We start from the raw sequence: 17,376 nt of genomic DNA, 5'->3' as shown, positions 1-17,376 counted from the left end.
GTGGACGGCCGCAGCAAGGTCACGGGCGCCGCGCGCTACGCCGCCGAATTCACGGCCACAGGGCTCGTGCACGGTGCGGTCGTCAACGCCACCATCGCTCGTGGCAAGATCGCTGCCATCGACGCGTCGGCGGCGCTCGCGCTGCCAGGCGTGCTGCACGTGCTTACGCACGAGAACCGCCCCACGCTCGCCGAAGACGACGCGGCCTGGAAGGATCAGATCGCACCGGGCGGTAAGCCGTTTCGCCCGCTCGCCGACACGCACGTCGCCTTCGCGGGCCAGCCCGTCGCGCTCGTGGTGGCGCACACGCCCGAACTCGCGCATTACGCGGCGTCGCTCGTGCGTGTGCGCTACCGCAGCGAGGCGCATGAGACCGACCTGGCCCGCGTCCTGAAGCATGCCGTCGATCCCTCTACCGAGAAGGGCGGCTTCGAGCCGCCGCCGGCACCGCGCGGCCACGCGTACCGGGCGCTCGCGCACGCCGACGCGCGCACCGACGCGTTTTACAGCACGCCCACGGAATTTCATCAGCCGATGGAGATGCACGGCTGCACCGTCGTGCCTTCCGCCGACGGCCGCTATACCGTCTACGAAAAGACCCAGGGCGTGAGCAATACTCAGCAGTACCTGATGAAGGTGTTTGGCCTGGCGCAGGACCGCGTGCGCGTGATTTCGCCGTTCGTGGGCGGCGCATTCGGCTCCGGCCTGCGGCCGCAATATCATCTGCCGCTCGCGATGATGGCGGCGCGCGCGCTGCGCCTGCCCGTGCGCGTAGCGCTCACGCGCGCGCAAATGTTCACGTTCGGGCACCGGCCCGCCTCGATCCAGCACGTTGCGCTCGCCGCGCACAGCGACGGCCGCCTCGAAGCGATCATCCACGAAGCCGTGGGAGAAACCTCGCAGTTCGAGGACTTCACCGACGTGGTCGTCAACTGGACGGGACGGCTCTATCGCGCGCCGCACGTCCAGCTCGGCTACAAGCTCGGGCGGCTCGACGTGTACACGCCGCTCGACATGCGCGCGCCCGGCGCCGCGCAAGGCCTCTACGCGCTCGAATGCGCCATGGACGAACTGGCCGTCGCGCTGGACATGGACCCGCTCGAACTGCGCATCCGCAATTACGCCGACGAAGACGCGAACAAGCAGTTGCCGTATTCGAGCAAGGCGCTGCTCGACTGCTACGCGCAAGGCGCCGAGCGGTTTGGCTGGGGCGCGCGCATTGCCACGCCGCGTGCCATGCGCGAGGGCCACGAACTGGTGGGCTACGGCATGGCCACGGGCATCTGGGAAGCGTTGCAGACGGAGGCGACCGTGCGCGCCGTGCTCAATGCGCAAGGCCGCCTCGAACTCGCCAGCGCCACGGCCGATATCGGCACCGGCACCTACACCGCCATTTCGCAGATCGCCGCCGACGCGCTGCACATGGCCATCGACGACGTGGACTTCACGCTCGGCGACACGTCATTGCCGAGCGCGCCGATCGAGGGCGGCTCGTGGACCGTGGCTTCGGTCGGCAGCGCCGCATCGCTGGCCTGCACGCAACTGCGCTCGCGCCTCGCGCAACTGCTGCCCGCGCACGGCGGCGTGGCGTTCGCCAATCTCGACCCCGCCATGCTGGACGAAGCGCTCGTGATCGAAGGCGGCGAAGTGAGCCTGCACGAGAGCGCCGGCCGGCCCGAGACGCGCGCCCGCATTGCCGACGTGCTCGCCGACGCGGGCATGAAAACGCTCGAAGCGCAGATCACGCTCGCGCCCGAGGCACTCCAGAAGCAGTATTCCATGGCGACGCATTCGGCCGTGTTCGCCGAAGTGCGCGTGGACGAAGCGCTCGGCGTGGTGCGTGTGGCGCGCGTGGTGAGCGCGGTCGCGGCGGGCCGCATCGTCAACCCGAAAACAGCGGCGAACCAGATCGCCGGCGGCGTGGTATGGGGCATCGGCATGGCGCTGCACGAGGAAGCGCAAATCGACCATACGCTCGGGCGCATCATGAACCACAACCTCGCGGAATATCACGTGCCGGTGAATCGCGACATCGGCGAGATCGACGTGCTGTTCGTGAACGAGCACGACGCCGTGGTGAACCCGCTCGGCGCGAAGGGCGTGGGCGAGATCGGTGTGGTGGGCGTGGCCGCAGCGGTGGCGAACGCGATCTACAACGCCACGGGCAAGCGCGTGCGCGATCTGCCGATCACACTCGACAAGCTGCTGTGAAACCGGCCCGGACCCGAGACCATGAACGCAACCCGGGTGACGCGCCTCGAAGCCCGCGCCTATACGATCCCCACCGACCACCCCGAGGCGGACGGCACCATCGCCTGGCGTTCCACCACGCTCGTGCTGGTCGAAATCGACGCGCTCGGCTTCACGGGCGTGGGCTATACCTATGCGCATGCGGGCGCCACGGCGCTCGTGGAGAGCGTGCTCGGCGACGCCGTGCGCCAGCACGACCTCTTCGACATCGCGCGCATCAACCTCGACATGCAGCGGGCCGTGCGCAACATCGGCAGGCCGGGCCTCGCGGCCTGCGCGATTTCGGCCGTCGATGCCGCGCTCTGGGACCTCAAGGCGAAGGCGCTCGGCATCCCGCTATGCGCGCTGCTCGGCATGCAGCGCGAGCGCGTGCCGGTGTACGGCAGCGGCGGCTTCACGAGCTACAACCTGAAAACGCTCACGAAGCAGCTGCGCGGCTGGGTCGAGGACGACGGCTGCGCGTGGGTCAAGATGAAAGTCGGCTCGCACCCGGCCGACGATCCGGCGCGCGTGGCGGCGGCGCGCCAGGCGATCGGCAGCACGGCGGGCCTCTTCGTCGACGCCAACGGCGCGTATGAGATCAAGGAAGCGCAGCGACTCGCGCAATGCTTCGCGCAAGAGGACGTGCAGTGGTTCGAAGAGCCAGTCTCCTCGGACGACCGCCGCGGCCTCGCCGCGCTGCGCGCCGCCCTGCCCGCGCGCATGGCGCTCGCGGCGGGCGAATACGCCTATACGGCAGACGACTTCCGCGCGCTGCTGGAAAACCACGCCGTGGATGTGCTGCAGGCCGACGCCACGCGCTGCTGCGGCATCACCGGCTTTCTGCAGGCCGACGTGCTGTGCGATGCGTGGCATACGCCGCTCTCGGCGCATTGCGCGCCGGCGCTGCATCTGCACGTGGCGTGCGCGGCGCGGCGCCTCGTGCATATCGAGTGGTTTCACGATCACGCGCGCATCGAAGCGATGCTGTTCGAAGGCGCGCCGCGCCTGCACGCCGGACGTATCGCGCCCGACCTCGCGCGCCACGGCCATGGCCTGACGTTCCGCCACGCCGAAGCCGAACGCTACGCGGTGCGCTGACGCGCCGTCATTCAACTGTCCGGTGGCCGCGCGGGCACCAGCTGCCAGCCGCCGGGGCAGGTCCTTACGTACGGGTAGTAGGTCTGCGACGCGACGCAGTAGTACCAGACGCCGTATGGCGCCTCGCCACCCTGGCCGCTTTGGCCGCCTTGCCCGTACTGCTCCTCGTTTTGATCGTACATATTGGCGCCGCCGTACTGGGGCTCGGCCTGGGCCTGGCCCTGGCCTTGTTCGATCCACTGCGTGGGCTGCGAAAAGTCGCCGGAAACGTAGGGGTAGTAGACGCTCGCGACGTACGGCGGATAGTAGTACGGATAGAACGGATAGCCGTAGATGAAGCCGGGGCCGAAGTAGAAGCCGACGCTCGCCGATCCGCAGCAGCCATACCAGCCGTGATAGTAGCCGCCGTGGTACCAGCCGTAGCCGTGGTAGTAGCCGCCGTGGTAGTAGCCGCCGTGGTAATAGCCGCCGTGATAGCTGCCGTTATAACCGCCGTGGTAGCCGCCGCTCCAGCCGCTGCCGCGATTCACGCCGCCATAGCCGCCGCCCCACCCGCCTCCACCGCCGCCCCAGCCACCGCCGCCGCCATGCATCCATCCGCCGCCTCTCCCCGCGCTCGCCCCGGCGCTGATGCATAGCGCCACGAGCACGAGCAGGAGTCTGCACAATTCACGCCCTTTCATGATGCTTACCCCGGTAGCCGCTGACCGATACCCTGACCGATAGCCGTCTGGCTTCATAGATCAGTTTAGGCGTCGGAAGCCCATTTTTCCTGTGCGGGCGATCACGGCGCGTTACGGCTCGCGCCAGTCGTCCTGCCTCGCGATGATGGCCGCACCGATGAGTCCGCCGTCCTGCCGGAACGCGCCCAGAACCACGACGCGTTCGCGAAATTGCCGCAGCGTGCGCTTGCGCACGGCCGCATCCAGCGCGTCGATCAATGGGGCCACATTTGACAGGCCGCCGCAAACCGGGACGACCGAGGCGCCCGTGATATTGACCACGGCTGCGAGCGGTTCCGAGACCAGTGCGAGCCAGGCGGCAACGGTGCGCCGCGCGCAAGCGCCGCCTCGCTGCCAGTCGTCGAGCAGGGTATGGCTGTCTTTCTGTTCGTCGTGCAGGAGTGCGTGGAGCCGTTCCAGACCGCGTGCCGCGCCGATGGTGTCGACGCAGCCCAGGCGCCCGCAGCCGCAACGCAAGGCGCTCACGGGCTGGGCGTGGCCCGTGCCGTCGAAGTCGACGTGCGTGCTGACGGGCAGCCCGTGGCCCCACTCGCCCGCGATGCCGCTCGCACCGCCCACCACACGGCCGCCCACGACGAGCCCGCCGCCGACACCGGAGCCGAGGACCACGCCAAACACGACATCGTGGCCCGCACCCGCGCCCTCGACGGCCTCGGCCAAGGTGAGGCAGTCCGCGTCGTTGGCAATGCGGATGCGCCGCTGGAGCCGGGACGACAACGCCGCGCCGAGCACGCGGCCCGAGACGCAGGGGACGTTGGACGCGCAAATCACGCCGCTTGCGGGATCGATCGCCCCTGCCATCGAGATGACGAGGGGCGAGCGGGTCTCGCCGAAATGCCGGGCCGCGAGCGCTTCGAGCGTCGCGCCGAACGCCTCCCAGCTGTCGACGGGCGTCGGCACGCTTTCGACGAGGCACACGCTGCCCGGGCGGTCCGATACACCGAGCCTGATGTACGAGCCGCCGATGTCCGCGACAAAGACGCGTGGGTGTTGCCCTCGTTCAACGCTGGTGTCTGGCACCCTGACTCCTCGTTCAGTGCAGCGGCGACGGCGGCCTGCGGTTTCAGCGGGCGCGCACGAAATGATGCTCTATCTTCGCGCGCAACACGCCGTCGACGGCCGCGAGCTGTTCGCGCAGCCGGGCCGCCCGCCTTTCGGTCATGTCGCCAAATACGATTTTTTGCTCGAGCACGTCGCCGAAGCGGGTCACGGCCCATCGGTCGACGACCACCCGTTCGCCGTCGAGCACGCCGGCAGCGGTCGAAACAACGCCAAGATCCAGACCGGACACGAGATGAACGGTGTGAGTCAGCGTGAAACCAGGAAGGCAGTGCGACAGGTCTTCACAGACGGTCGACGAGGAGGAGGTGTCTTGATGCATGGTGGCTCCGGATGAAGGTTGATCGAACCGGTGCCAGCCAGGCTGTTCCCGTTTCGTTGCCGTTAATCGGCCGCATCGCCTCGAGGGCTTCCACCTTGCCCGGGAGGGCAGGTTGGCGTCGGTCAGTCCGACTCTGGATGCTTTGCTGCTGCTTGATTTATTCTTGTTCGATATTCCGAACGAGCTTTCATTATACCGAAATCAGAACGCCGGGCAAGCAGTGCGGCCACGCGCAACTGCGCACCCGGCTTCCCGGCCTTCCGGCCCGCACGCTACTTCCTGGGAACTGTGCCGCGCGTTTCGGCAGCCCTGAGGAAATCGAAATCGGCGCCCTGGTCTGCCTGGGTCACGGTGTCCAGAAAGAGCTTGTGATAACCGCGGCTTGCCGTGGGCGCAGTCACCGGATTCGCCAGCGCCCGGCGCCGCAGTTCTTCGTCTTTCACGAGCAGGGCGATCTCGCGGTTGGCCACGCTCAAGCGGATGCGGTCGCCGTTGCGGACCTGCGCGATCGGGCCGCCGATGGCGGCTTCCGGCGTGACGTGCAGCACGATCGTCCCGAATGCCGTGCCGCTCATGCGTCCGTCCGAAATCCGCACCATGTCTTTCACGCCGGCCCGCGCCAGCTTCTTCGGGATCGGGATATAGCCGGCCTCGGGCATGCCCGGCGCGCCTTTGGGCCCGATGCGCTTGAGGACGATCACGTCGTCGGCATGCACGTCGAGGTCGTCCGAGTCGATGCGGTTCGCCATATCGGTCGCGTCTTCGAACACCACGGCGCGGCCCTCGTGCTCCATGAGCGCCGCCGAGGCGGCCGATTGCTTGATGACCGCGCCGCCCGGCGCAAGATTGCCGCGCAGCACGGCGAGGCCGCCTTGCGGGTAAATGGGCGCGCTGAGCGGCTTCACCACGTCCTGCGCGAAGCGCGGCCCGGCGCGCTCCATCTCCTCGCCCAGGGTGCGGCCGGTCACGGTCATGGCATCGAGATGCAGCAACGGCTTCAGCTCGTGCAGCAGCGTGGCCATGCCGCCAGCCCGATGAAAATCTTCCATGTAGTGCTCGCCGGACGGCTTCAGGTTGAGCAGCACCGGCGTTTCGCGGCCCATGCGGTCCACCGCGTCCAGATCGATGTCGAAGCCCATGCGCCCGGCAATAGCGGCGAGATGCACGATACCGTTGGTCGATCCGCCAATGGCCAGCAGCACCCGCAAGCCGTTCTCGAACGACTCGGCGCTGAGCACCTGGTCGATGGTGAGCCGCCGTTTCGCCATCGCCACGACTTGCGCGCCGGTCTGCTCGGCCACGCGCATACGGTCCGAGCTCACCGCCGGCGGCGAGACCCCGCCCGGCGTCGTCATGCCCATGGCTTCCGCCACGCAGGCCATCGTGCTGGCCGTGCCCATGACGGCGCAGGTGCCGACGCTCGGCACGAGGCGGTCGTTCACCTCGGCGATCTCGTCCGCCGTAACTTCGCCCGCACGAAACTTGCCCCAGTAGCGGCGGCAATCCGTACACGCGCCGACGCGTTCGCCGCGATGCGCGCCCGTCACCATCGACCCGGTAATGAGCTGAATGGCCGGAATGCCCGCCGATGCCGCGCCCATCAACTGCGCAGGCACCGTCTTGTCACAGCCGCCGATGAGCACCACCGCGTCCATGGGCTGGGCGCGGATCATCTCCTCCGTATCCATCGACATGAGGTTGCGCATGAACATGCTGGTCGGCTGCGAAAAGCTCTCGTGGATGGAGATGGTCGGGAATTCCATCGGCAAGCCGCCCGCCAGCAGAACGCCGCGCTTGAGCGCCTCGAGCAGCTGGGGCACGTTGCCGTGGCACGGGTTGTACGCACTGCCCGTGTTCGTGATGCCGATGACGGGTCGCGCCAGCGCATCGTCGGTATATCCGGCGCCCTTGATGAAGGCCTTGCGCAGGAACAGCGAGAAGTCGGTGTCGCCGTAGTTCGTCAGTCCGCCACGCATGCCCTGCGGATCATGGGAATCTTTTTCGTCGGGGGAGTGCTTTTCGGACATAACCACCATCCTCGGGTCGGTTCATGCAGATTGATCGAAGTGCCGCCGCCGGTAAGGGTACTGCGAATCGCGCCATCGGCGAGGTGGGGAGCGGCCCGACGTGCGCGCCCACGACATTACAAAATACCTTCATTGGCGGATTGAACTCAATGCGCGCAAACTGGGTCAGTCAAGGTACCGGATTTGCTCGCTGTCTTCATTTCGGCCCACTGAAGCGAAATCATGTCGACGAAACCGACTCACCCTGCCTCTTCCAATGAAGCTTCCCGCGCGGCCCCCAGCGCGAAAGTGCCTGCGCATCCGCGCGGCGCACCGGCCGCGCCCGCCTCGCCCCCCGGCAAGCATCCCGCGCCGCCCTGCACGCTCGTGATCTTCGGCGCGGGCGGCGATCTGACCAAACGCCTTTTGATGCCGGCGCTCTACAACCTCGCCGTCGACCGCCTGCTCGACGACGGCATGAAGATCATCGGCGTGAATCATGGCGAGCGCGAGACGCAGGCGTGGGCCGACGACCTGCACGCCTCGCTGGAAAAATTCGCCGCCGACAAGGCGAGCACCTTCCACGCCGGCAAGCTCGACGACAAGGCGTGGGACTGGGTCGCGCAGCGCCTCACCTACATGGCGGGCGAATTCGAGGACGACAGCGCGTTCGAGCGCCTCGCGCAGCAGCTGAACGGCAAGTCGCGCGGCAGCGTCGTGTTCTATCTCGCCGTGGGCGCGCGCTTCTTCAAGCCGATTATCGAGCGCCTCGGGCGGGCCGGGCTGCTCGACGAGGGCAACGACGGCAACGGCACGTTCCGCCGCGTCGTGATCGAAAAGCCCTTTGGCGCCGATCTCGCTTCGGCGCGCGACTTGAACCAGCATGTGCTGCGCGTCGCGAACGAATCGCAGGTTTATCGCATCGACCATTTCCTCGGCAAGGACACAGTGCAGAGCATTCTCGCGCTGCGCTTCGCCAACGCGATGTTCGAGCCCGTCTGGCGGCGCGAGTACATCGACAGCGTGCAGATCACGGCTTCGGAAGTGATCGGCGTGGAGGGCCGCGGCAAGTTCTACGAGCAGACCGGCGCGTTTCGCGACATGGTGCCCAATCACCTGTTTCAGCTGCTCGGCATGGTCGCCATGGAGCCGCCCAACTCGTTCGACGCCGAAGCCGTGCGCAACAAGAAGGCCGACATTTTCGATGCGCTCAAGCCGCTCACGCCCGACGACGTGGTGTTCGGTCAATACGCCAAGGGCCCGGCGGGCGTGGGCTACCGCGAAGAACCGGACGTGGCGCAGGACAGCCGCACCGAGACCTATGCCGCCGCGCGCGTGCAGATCGACAACTGGCGCTGGGCAGGCGTGCCGTTCTATCTGCGTACCGGCAAGCGCCTCGCCGCCCGGCGCACGGAGATTTCGGTGCAGTTGAAGAGCGTGCCGTTCCTGCTCTTTCGCGATACGCCGGTCGATACGCTCACGCCCAACGTGCTGACGCTGCGTATCGACCCGTCGCATGGCACGAGCTTCGACTTCAACGTGAAGACGCCGGGGCCGGTCGTGCAGATCGGCCCCGTGCATTCGTCGTTCGACTACGACAACTTCTTCGCGGAGCGCGCCAACGTGGGCTACGAAACCCTGCTCTACGATTGCATGCTCGGCGATCAGACGCTCTTTCAACGCGCCGACGGCATTGAAGCGGCATGGTCGACCGTGGATGGCGTATTGCACCCGGAACTCGACGCCGCGCTTCCCGTGTACGAGTACGCCGCGGGCAGCGAAGGGCCGGCGCAGGCCGATGCGCTGCTCGCGCGCGACGGCCGGGCGTGGCGCGCCCTCGCGCCGGCGCCGGCGAAGAACACGTGAACCCGACAGCCAAGGAGAACGTATGACCAGAATCGAAAAAGCGGTCAAGAAAAGTGCTGTGAAAAGCGCGGTCAGTGCAGCGCACACGCCGCAGGACATCGAAAGCATTCTCGCCATCGACGTAGGCGGCACGGGCCTGAAGGCCGCGATCATCGACGCGAGCGGCGCGATGCGCACGCAGCGCGTGCGCGTGGCGACGCCGCATCCGTGCCCGCCCGCCTTGCTGGTCGAAACGCTCGCGACGCTCGCCGGCCCGCTGCTCAAGCAATATCCGGCTATGCACGTTTCGATCGGCTTTCCTGGTTTCGTGCGCAACAATCACGTGATCACGGCGCCGCACCTCGGCCCCGACGACTGGAACGACGTCCCGCTCGCGCAGATGCTCGGCGAGCGCCTCGGCATTGCATCGGTGCGCATGATCAACGATGCGGAAATGCAGGGCCTCGCCGCGATCGAAGGGGAAGGACTGGAATTCGTCATGACGCTCGGCACGGGCGTGGGCACGGCCATGTTCCGTGACGGCGAACTGATGCCGCACCTCGAACTCGCGCATCACCCGGTCAGCAGAAAGCGCGCTTACGACGAGTACATCGGCGACGCCGCGCGCAGCAAGGCGGGCAACAAGCGCTGGAACGCGCGCGTCGAGAAGATCATCGGCATCCTCGACTTGCTCGTGCATTACGACAAGCTGTGGATCGGCGGCGGCAACGCGGCCCGCCTCACGTTCGATCTGCCGCCGAACGTGGCGACCGTGTCGAACGACCGGGGCATCGAGGGCGGCGCGCGCCTGTGGCATCCGCGCTCGGTGCGCGAAACGCGGCAACTGCCCGCGGCCACGCAGCGCGCGGGCAAGTTCCGCTAGCGGAGAGGTTAACTCACGCCGGGCCAGGGCAGCGCGCTGGCCCGCGTGCCCACCTTGCGCCCGACGATCTCGTAGATCGACACCTCGATGCCGCTTTCGCGCATTACGGTTGCTGCGCGGCCCGAATGACCAGTGCGCCCCAGCCGCAATCGACATCGAGCAGGCGGTGGCCCGGCTGCAGGCCGATTTTCGTGAGCACATGGTCGATCTTCTTGAGCTGCGCCGTGGCGAGGTCTTCTTCGCCGCTTTCGAACCACGCGCACGAGTAGACCATTCTCGGGTCCAGCCACATGGCGAAGTATTCGTTGGGCACATCGCCCAGGTGCGTGTCGCGCTCGGTCAGCACGCGCGTCGCAAATGATTTAAGGAATGCGCCAAACCCCTGTTTTGCTTTTCCCTCATCAGGCATCTATTTCTCCGTTTTGGCGCGTTGCGTTGTGCGGACAGGGCTCAGTGTTTGGCTTCGGCGCGCTCGTCCGTCATGCCCGGGCGCTTGCTGGTGGGTGCGAAGCGCTCGTTGCGCGGCACCCACACGCGGCGGAACTGTTCGCGCTCGCGCTCTTCCGTGAACACCGAAAGCGAAGGCTTGACGAGATCGTGGCGCGACACGATGCCGAGCAGGCGGCGGCTCTTGTCGTCGTCGACGACGGGAACGCGGTCGAGCCCCGTGATCGCCAGGCGCGCGGCCACGTTCCGGCAGGTCTCGCCGGGCAGCGCAACTTCGGGCAGTGCATCGGAGAAAAGCGCGCCGATGGGCGCATCCGCGGAACTGGGCAACGCACGGTCGAGCAGCGCGCGGTCGGCCATGCCCACGAGCACGCCGTTGTCGACCACGGGGAACGCGCGGAACTTCTGCTGCGCGCCGAAGTAGGTGCGCAGCACGTCGGCGACCGGCGTGCGGGCGTCGATCGATTGCACGCCCTTGGTCATGACCTCATCCACGTAGTGCCGCTCGAGCGGGTCGATGCTGTATTCGCGGTAAATGTGATAGCCACGGCGCGCGATCTTCTCGGTGAGAATCGAGCGGCGCATGAGCAGCACCGTGAAGCCGTACGCCACCGCCGCCGAAGCGAGCAGCGGCAGCAAGGCATTGGCGTCGCCCGTGAGTTCGAACGCGAACACGGCGGCCATGACCGGCGCGCGCATCATGCCGCCGAGCGCGGCCGCCATGAAGATGAGCGGCCACACCGCGGGCTCGTGGCCCGGCATGTAGGGGCCGGCCAGCGCGCCCACGCCCGCGCCCATCATCAGCAACGGTGCGAGCACACCGCCCGAGGTGCCCGAGGCAAGCGCAATGACCCAGATGATGGCCTTTACGACCACGATGCCGATCACCGCCTGCATGGCGAGGTGGTTGTGCAACAGGTCGCCGATCACGTCGTAGCCCACGCCGAGCGTGCGCGGCTGAAAGTACCCGCCAATGCCCACCGCGATGGCGCCGAGCGCCGGCCACCACATCCAGTGGATCGGCAGCTTGCCGAACAGGTCCTCGACCTTGTAGAGCCACGTGGACAGGCCCCACGACAACGCGCCCGCGACGAGCCCGGCAATGCACGACGACACGATGCCGACCGTGCCGAGCGGCATGGTTTGCAGCGGAAAGAGCGGGCCGCTGCCGAGCAGCAGCGGACGCGTGAAGCCGGCGACGGCGCAGGCAATGGCGACGGGCAGCAGGCTGCGCGGCCGCAATTCGAACAGCAGCAGCTCGATGGCGAGCAGCACGGCGGCGACCGGCGTGCCGAACACCGCGGTCATGCCCGCCACCGCCCCCGCCACGAGCAGCGCCTTGCGCTCTGCCCCTGAAAGGTGGAAGAACTGGGCGATGAGCGAGCCGATCGCCCCGCCCGTCATGATGATCGGGCCTTCGGCCCCGAACGGGCCGCCGCTGCCGATCGCAATGGCGGAGGCGAGCGGCTTGAGCACGGCGACTTTCGGCGACATCTTGCTCTTGCCGAACAAGATGGCTTCGATGGCTTCGGGAATGCCGTGGCCGCGGATCTGCTCGGAGCCATAGCGCGCAATCAGCCCCACGATCAGGCCGCCGATCACGGGCATCGCGACCACGAGCAGGCCGAGCGTGTTCTCGGCCGGCGAATGATTCGCCGTGGAAAACGACTGGAAGAAGAACAGGTTCGTGAAGAAGCGGATGAGGTGCAGGAGAAAGTCCGCCGCGACGGTGCTCAGCGCGCCGCCGGCGGCCGCAATGGCGCTAATGCGCAGAAGCCGGACATCGGTCGCGAAATCGCCCCTGTCGCCGTTGTGATTGCTCATGGTTCCTCTTGCCGCTCGAAATCGGTCAGTAACGTCCTCCGCACTTTATATCACATTATGATGTAAATCGTGGCACTGGCTGAATCTGTCGCCGCTCAAGCGCGGGCAGCGCCGCTACCCTTGCGCGCTTGCCCGCCCCCATCGGCGAAGAGTTCGACCACGAGTTCGCGCAGCCAGCGGTTGCCTTCGTCGTGCTGCACGCGCGCGTGCCAGAGCAAGTGAATCGGCGCGGCGGGCAGCTTCATGGGCAGCGCGCTCAGGCTCAGCGAAAACGGCTTCGCCAGTTGCAGCGCCAGCCGCTCCGGCACGGTGGCGATCAGATCGGTGCGTTCGAGGATGTAGCCCACGCTCATGAAGTGCGGCACCGAAAGCCGCACCTGACGCTTCACGCCGCGCCGTTTCAGCCACTCGTCGACCTGGCCGTGCCCCGTGCCCGCCGACACCACCACCAGATGCTCGGCCTCGCGCCAGGCCGCGAGCGTGAGCGCCGCGTTCTCGAGCGGATGCCCCCGCCTGAAAAGGCAGACATAGCGCTGATCGAAGAGGCGCCGCTGATAGAAGCCGCCCTTGAGTTGCGGCAGCAACCCGATGGCCAGATCGACCCGGCCATCGGCCATCTCGTCGCTGAGATTGACGCCCGTATTGCGCACGGTATTGAGCGCGACGCCCGGGGCTTCGCGCGCGAGGCGCTCGAGCAGCGCGGGCAGAAACACGACCTCGCCGATGTCGGTCATGCCGATCGTCATGGTGCGCGTGGCGCGCAGCGGATCGAAGCCGGTCACGGGATTGAGCGCGCCGTGCAGCGTGGCGAGCGCCTGCGCGACCGGCTCCGCGAGACGCAGCGCGAACGGCGTGGGCACCACGCCGCCCGGCCCGCGCACGAAGAGCGGATCGCCCAGCAGGCGGCGCAGCTTCGCGAGCGCGTTGCTCACGCCGGGCTGGCTCATGTTCATCTGCTCGGCCACGCTCGCCACGCGCCGCTCGCGCATGAGCCGATGAAAAAGCAGCAGCAGGTTGAGATCGATGTCACCCAGTTCCATTCATTCAATCCAGTGATGAAGCAGATTCATTCCATTTTATTGTGGAATGAGAAGCGGCTGCCGAGAATACCGACACGGTGTGAGCGTGACGAACCAGCGCCAGCCGACCCCACATATCTGAATATCGGAGACACAGTCATGAAACCACGTGATCTGAAGATTGCGATCGTCGGCGCTGGCATCGGCGGCCTCACACTCGCGCTCGCGCTGCGCGAGCACGGCATCGACGCGCAACTCTTCGAGCAGACCGACGAGCTGCGCGAAGTGGGCGCGGCCGTCGCGCTCTCGGCCAACGCCACACGCTTCTACGAGCGCATGGGCCTGCGCCCGGCCTTCGAGAAAGTCTGCGCGGAAGTGCCGGGGCTCGTCTATCGCGACGGCCGCAGCGGCGCGGTGATCGGCCACCATCGCGGCGCACCGGACTCCCGCGGGCAATTCGGCGGCTCGTACTGGGGCGTGCATCGCGCCGATCTGCAAGCGGTGCTGTCGGGCGCGGTCGGGCTCGAGCGCATCAAGCTCAGCCATCGGCTCGTCGATCTCGCGCAGCATGCCGATCGCGTGAGCCTGACGTTCGCCAACGGCGAACGCGTCGATGCCGATCTCGTGATCGGCGCCGACGGCGCGCGCTCGATCACGCGGCGCTGGATGCTGGGCTACGACGACGCGCTGTATTCGGGCTGCTCGGGCTTTCGCGGCGTGGTGCCCGCGGAGCGCGTGGACCTGTTGCCCGATCCCGAGACCATTCAGTTCTGGGTTGGGCCGGGCGGCCATCTGCTGCACTATCCGATTGGCGACAAGGGCGACCAGAACTTCCTGCTGGTCGAGCGCCATCCCTCGCCGTGGCCGTCGCGCGAGTGGGTCATGCCCGCCCAGGAAGGCGAGCAGCTGCGCCTTTTCAGGGACTGGCACCCGGCCGTCGTGCAGATGATCACCGCCGCGCCGATCAGCCAGCGCTGGGGGCTGTTCCACCGCCCGCCGCTCGGCCGCTGGAGCAAGGGCCGCATCACGCTGATCGGCGACGCCGCGCATGCGCTCGTGCCGCATCACGGCCAGGGCGCGAACCAGTCGATCGAGGATGCCGTGGTGCTGGCCGACCAGCTGGCGAAGGCGGGTCCGGGCAACTGGCGCGAGGCGCAGGAAGCCTACGAGCGCCTGCGCCGGGGCCGCACGCGCAAGGTGCAGTACGCTTCGATCACCACGGCGGACGTGCTGCATCTGCCCGACGGCCCCGCCGCGCAGGAACGCAACGCCCGGCTCGGCTCGCGCGAGGGCGTGCTCAATCATCTGGACTGGATCCACGATTTCGACGCGCTGGCACAGGAGCCGAACGAGCGCCAAGGGGGACGTGGCTGTAAAAGGGGCCGGCAAGTTGCACAGTTAATGATCCGTTAATCTCGGCACGCTAGAATCGCGGCTTTCAACCGACCATTTCTGAGCACGGAGCGCCCATGCAAATCGCCGCCGATTCGCGCTATGACTTCGTAGCGCGCCTGCTTCACTGGCTCGTCGTCGCACTCGTGGCGGCGCAGTTCGTGATCGGCTGGACCATGCCCGACGTGCACCGCGACACGCGCCCCGTTGGCGAAATTGCGTGGCATCTGGGCGTCGGCACGGCGCTCGTCGCCGCCATGGTGTGCCGTCTGGTCTGGCGCGCCACCCATCGCCCGCCGCCCGACGACCAGACGCCGTTCATGCGCGCCGTGGCGGCCCTCACGCATGTCGGCCTCTACGCCCTGCTCATCGCGGTGCCGGTGCTCGGCTGGATCAACGCCTCGTCGCGCGCATGGGACGTCACGCTGTTCGGCGCCATCCCCCTGCCCGCGCTCTCCGCTGCGGGATCGTCGTTCGGGCACGCCATGGGCGACGTCCACAGCGTGCTCGCGTGGGTGCTGTTCGCGTTCATCTGCCTGCATGTGGCCGCGGCGCTGTTTCATCGTTTCGTGCTCAACGATCGTGTCTTGCAGCGCATGAAGCTCTAACGCCAGCGGTCATTGGCCGCGCGGCGGCGCGTCCGGCTCGGTCACGAAGCCGACCTTCGCGAGTCCTGCGGCGCTCGCCGCCGCGAGCAGCTGCGCGACACGCCCGTACGGCGTTGCGCGATCGGCCGAGAGCCGGATCTCGGGCTGCGGCGTGAGCCGCGCGGCTTCCGCCAGGCGCGCCGATAGACCGGACTCCTGAACAGGCTGCGCGTTCCAGCTCATGTGGCCGAGCGCATCGACGACGATGTCGACGTGCGGCGCGGCCAGATCCCCGCGCTGGCTGGTCGCGCGCGGCAACGCCAGCTGCGCGGATTGGTGCAGAACCGGCAGCGTCACCATGAAGATCACGAGCAGTACGAGCATCACGTCGATCAGCGGCGTCATGTTGATGTCGGCCGCCGGCATCGCTTCGTCTTCCAGATCGCGATCGTCGTTCATACCCGTTCCTTCATCGGCGCAGGCGCGCTGCCCGTGAGCAACAGCGCGTGCACCCCGTAGGCGAAGCGGTTGAGCTGCGCGACGATATCGCGCGAGCGCGTGGTGGCCAAGCACGGCGGGAATCGCCACGCACAGGCCGAGCGCCGTCATGATGAGCGCCTCGCCAACCGGCCCCGCGACGTGTTCGAGACTGGCGTCGCCACTGGCGCCGAGTGCGAGCAGCGCATGGTAGATGCCCCACACGGTGCCGAGCAGGCCGACGAACGGCGCCGTGCTGCCGATCGAGGCAAGCAGGCCAAGGCCGCGCTGAAGACGCGTCGAGCTCTCGCTCACCGAAGCCCTGAGGCTGCGCAGCAGCCACTCGCTCAGATCGACGTGCCCGGCGCTGCTCGCCTCGTGGTGCGCCAGCGCGCGCTGGCCGGCGCTGGCCAATTCGAAGAACGGCGTGCCGGGGCGGCCCAAGGCGTCGACGCCATCGTCGGCTTCCCGGAAGTGCCTTTGCGCGGATCCTGCATGGCGGCGCAAGCGCGCAAACTCGAACGCCTTCAACACGATCACCGCCCACGACACGACCGACATCGCTATGAGCAGCGCCGCCACGAAGCGCGTCATCGGATCGCCCTGAGCCCACAGGTGCGCGATTCCATAGGTTGGCATGTGGTCCTCCGTTTCATTCGCTGAGGGTGAACGTGAACGGCACGTCGGCGCGTGCGGGCGCCGGCTTGCTGTCCTCGGCATACGGTTGGCAACGGCTCGCGAGCGCGGCGGCGCGCGCCGCTTCGTCGAGCCTCGTGTAGCCGCTCGTCGTCGCTACGCGCGCGGCGACTACATGGCCGTCCGCTGCGGTATCGACTTCGATGATGGCCGTGCCCGCCTCGGCGCGGCGCAAGGACTGCGCGGGGTAGTCGGGCTTCGTGAGCGCGCAGTCCAGATGGGCGACCCGGCGCGGCGTGTCCGCGGCCGGCGCCTGGGCGACGGGGGCGGGTTGCGATTGCGGCTGCGGCTGCGGCTGCGGTTGCGGCTGCGGTCCAGCTATGCGTTTCGTTGGCATTGCGGCTTCGGGGGCAGCATGTGCGGCAGGTGCTGCCGCTGGCGACCAGGGCGTGCGGGTGACGCTTTGCGCGTGCACCGGCGCCGCTGGACGCGTTCGAGCCGGCTGCACAGGATCGCTTCGGATTGCTTCATGAGTTGACCGACTCGGCGAGGACGTTCGCGCAGGCGCTTCGCTCTTGTGCGACTCCGGCGCGATCAGCACGGCGTCCACGACCCTCACGCGCACCGGCATGGCGTGCGACGCGCTCGCCCCCCAGCGTGCCACCGCGATCAGCGCGGCATGCAGCGCGAGCACGCCCGCAACCACAGCGGCAATTGCAGCACGCCGCCCCAACACGTGCGGGCCGAATACCACACGCTCACCGCGATTGAAGCGCGCAACGACCGACGCCATGTCGATTCTCCAC

At 67.6% G+C, this 17,376-nt stretch carries 13 protein-coding genes, 3 pseudogenes and 1 riboswitch; of the genes and pseudogenes, 6 read left to right on the top strand and 10 right to left on the bottom strand.

Translation table 11 applies throughout. The features are described from left to right. The coding region (locus AB4Y42_RS27445; protein ID WP_368695919.1) for a xanthine dehydrogenase family protein molybdopterin-binding subunit at nt 1-2,211 on the top strand (2,211 nt) is incomplete at its 5' end. A gap of 21 nt (nt 2,212-2,232) precedes the next feature. Next, the gene (locus AB4Y42_RS27440; protein WP_368695918.1) at nt 2,233-3,330 is read left to right on the top strand and encodes an enolase C-terminal domain-like protein; all 1,098 of its coding nucleotides are present in this window, start codon (nt 2,233-2,235) and stop codon (nt 3,328-3,330) included. A gap of 11 nt (nt 3,331-3,341) precedes the next feature. On the opposite strand, the gene AB4Y42_RS27435 is transcribed toward AB4Y42_RS27440, so the two are convergent. From AB4Y42_RS27435 to AB4Y42_RS27420, 4 genes are all read right to left on the bottom strand, one after another. Next, nucleotides 3,342-4,013 carry a hypothetical protein gene (locus AB4Y42_RS27435; RefSeq protein WP_368695917.1) on the bottom strand — a complete coding sequence of 224 codons (672 nt, stop codon included), beginning with the start codon at nt 4,011-4,013 and terminating at the stop codon, nt 3,342-3,344. A 111-nt stretch (nt 4,014-4,124) separates the two neighbouring features. Continuing rightward, the gene (locus tag AB4Y42_RS27430) at nt 4,125-5,093 is read right to left on the bottom strand and encodes an ROK family protein (RefSeq protein WP_368695916.1); all 969 of its coding nucleotides are present in this window, start codon (nt 5,091-5,093) and stop codon (nt 4,125-4,127) included. A 43-nt stretch (nt 5,094-5,136) separates the two neighbouring features. Next, a complete protein-coding gene (locus AB4Y42_RS27425) occupies nt 5,137-5,454 on the bottom strand; it encodes a hypothetical protein (RefSeq protein ID WP_368687129.1) in 318 nt (105 codons plus the stop codon). Between the two features lie 42 nt (nt 5,455-5,496). After that, nucleotides 5,497-5,600: riboswitch (SAM-I-IV-variant riboswitch) on the bottom strand. A 126-nt stretch (nt 5,601-5,726) separates the two neighbouring features. Beyond that, nucleotides 5,727-7,481, bottom strand: coding sequence for an IlvD/Edd family dehydratase (locus AB4Y42_RS27420; RefSeq protein ID WP_368695915.1), 1,755 nt, complete (start codon nt 7,479-7,481; stop codon nt 5,727-5,729). A 222-nt stretch (nt 7,482-7,703) separates the two neighbouring features. On the opposite strand from AB4Y42_RS27420, the gene zwf reads away from it, so the two are divergent. Further along, a complete protein-coding gene (zwf, locus tag AB4Y42_RS27415; protein ID WP_368695914.1) occupies nt 7,704-9,326 on the top strand; it encodes a glucose-6-phosphate dehydrogenase in 1,623 nt (540 codons plus the stop codon). Between the two features lie 22 nt (nt 9,327-9,348). Beyond that, the gene (locus AB4Y42_RS27410) at nt 9,349-10,188 is read left to right on the top strand and encodes an ROK family protein (protein WP_368695913.1); all 840 of its coding nucleotides are present in this window, start codon (nt 9,349-9,351) and stop codon (nt 10,186-10,188) included. A gap of 115 nt (nt 10,189-10,303) precedes the next feature. Here AB4Y42_RS27410 and AB4Y42_RS27405 read toward each other — a convergent pair. From AB4Y42_RS27405 to AB4Y42_RS27395, 3 genes and pseudogenes are all read right to left on the bottom strand, one after another. After that, nucleotides 10,304-10,534: pseudogene (locus tag AB4Y42_RS27405) on the bottom strand (class I SAM-dependent methyltransferase); the annotation flags it as partial. A gap of 104 nt (nt 10,535-10,638) precedes the next feature. Further along, nucleotides 10,639-12,459: a chloride channel protein gene (locus AB4Y42_RS27400; protein WP_368687133.1), complete on the bottom strand. Its 1,821-nt coding sequence runs from the start codon at nt 12,457-12,459 to the stop codon at nt 10,639-10,641. Between the two features lie 95 nt (nt 12,460-12,554). After that, nucleotides 12,555-13,499 (bottom strand): LysR family transcriptional regulator, encoded by a 945-nt coding sequence (locus AB4Y42_RS27395; protein ID WP_368695912.1) that lies wholly within the window; start codon nt 13,497-13,499, stop codon nt 12,555-12,557. Between the two features lie 138 nt (nt 13,500-13,637). Between AB4Y42_RS27395 and AB4Y42_RS27390 the strand changes: the two genes are divergently transcribed. Both AB4Y42_RS27390 and AB4Y42_RS27385 read left to right on the top strand, forming a co-directional pair. Continuing rightward, nucleotides 13,638-14,891: an FAD-dependent monooxygenase gene (locus AB4Y42_RS27390; protein ID WP_368695911.1), complete on the top strand. Its 1,254-nt coding sequence runs from the start codon at nt 13,638-13,640 to the stop codon at nt 14,889-14,891. 62 nt (nt 14,892-14,953) lie between these two features. Continuing rightward, on the top strand, nt 14,954-15,478 hold the full coding sequence (locus tag AB4Y42_RS27385; RefSeq protein WP_342923619.1) for a cytochrome b: 525 nt from the start codon (nt 14,954-14,956) through the stop codon (nt 15,476-15,478). Nucleotides 15,479-15,487: 9 nt separating this feature from the next. Here the strand turns inward: AB4Y42_RS27385 and AB4Y42_RS27380 are convergent. The 3 genes and pseudogenes from AB4Y42_RS27380 to AB4Y42_RS27370 all read right to left on the bottom strand — a co-directional run. Next, nucleotides 15,488-15,814, bottom strand: a pseudogene (locus AB4Y42_RS27380) (ExbD/TolR family protein); the annotation flags it as partial. Nucleotides 15,815-15,912: 98 nt separating this feature from the next. Then, nucleotides 15,913-16,573, bottom strand: a pseudogene (locus tag AB4Y42_RS27375) (MotA/TolQ/ExbB proton channel family protein). 13 nt (nt 16,574-16,586) lie between these two features. Further along, the gene (locus AB4Y42_RS27370) at nt 16,587-17,363 is read right to left on the bottom strand and encodes a TonB family protein (RefSeq protein WP_368695910.1); all 777 of its coding nucleotides are present in this window, start codon (nt 17,361-17,363) and stop codon (nt 16,587-16,589) included. Nucleotides 17,364-17,376 lie beyond the last annotated feature (13 nt).

It is taken from the genome of Paraburkholderia sp. EG286B (assembly GCF_040965655.1).
In the GTDB taxonomy this organism is placed as follows: Bacteria; Pseudomonadota; Gammaproteobacteria; order Burkholderiales; family Burkholderiaceae; genus Paraburkholderia.
Note: the sequence above shows the minus strand (reverse complement) of the source record. Positions and strands in the feature narration are given on the sequence as shown.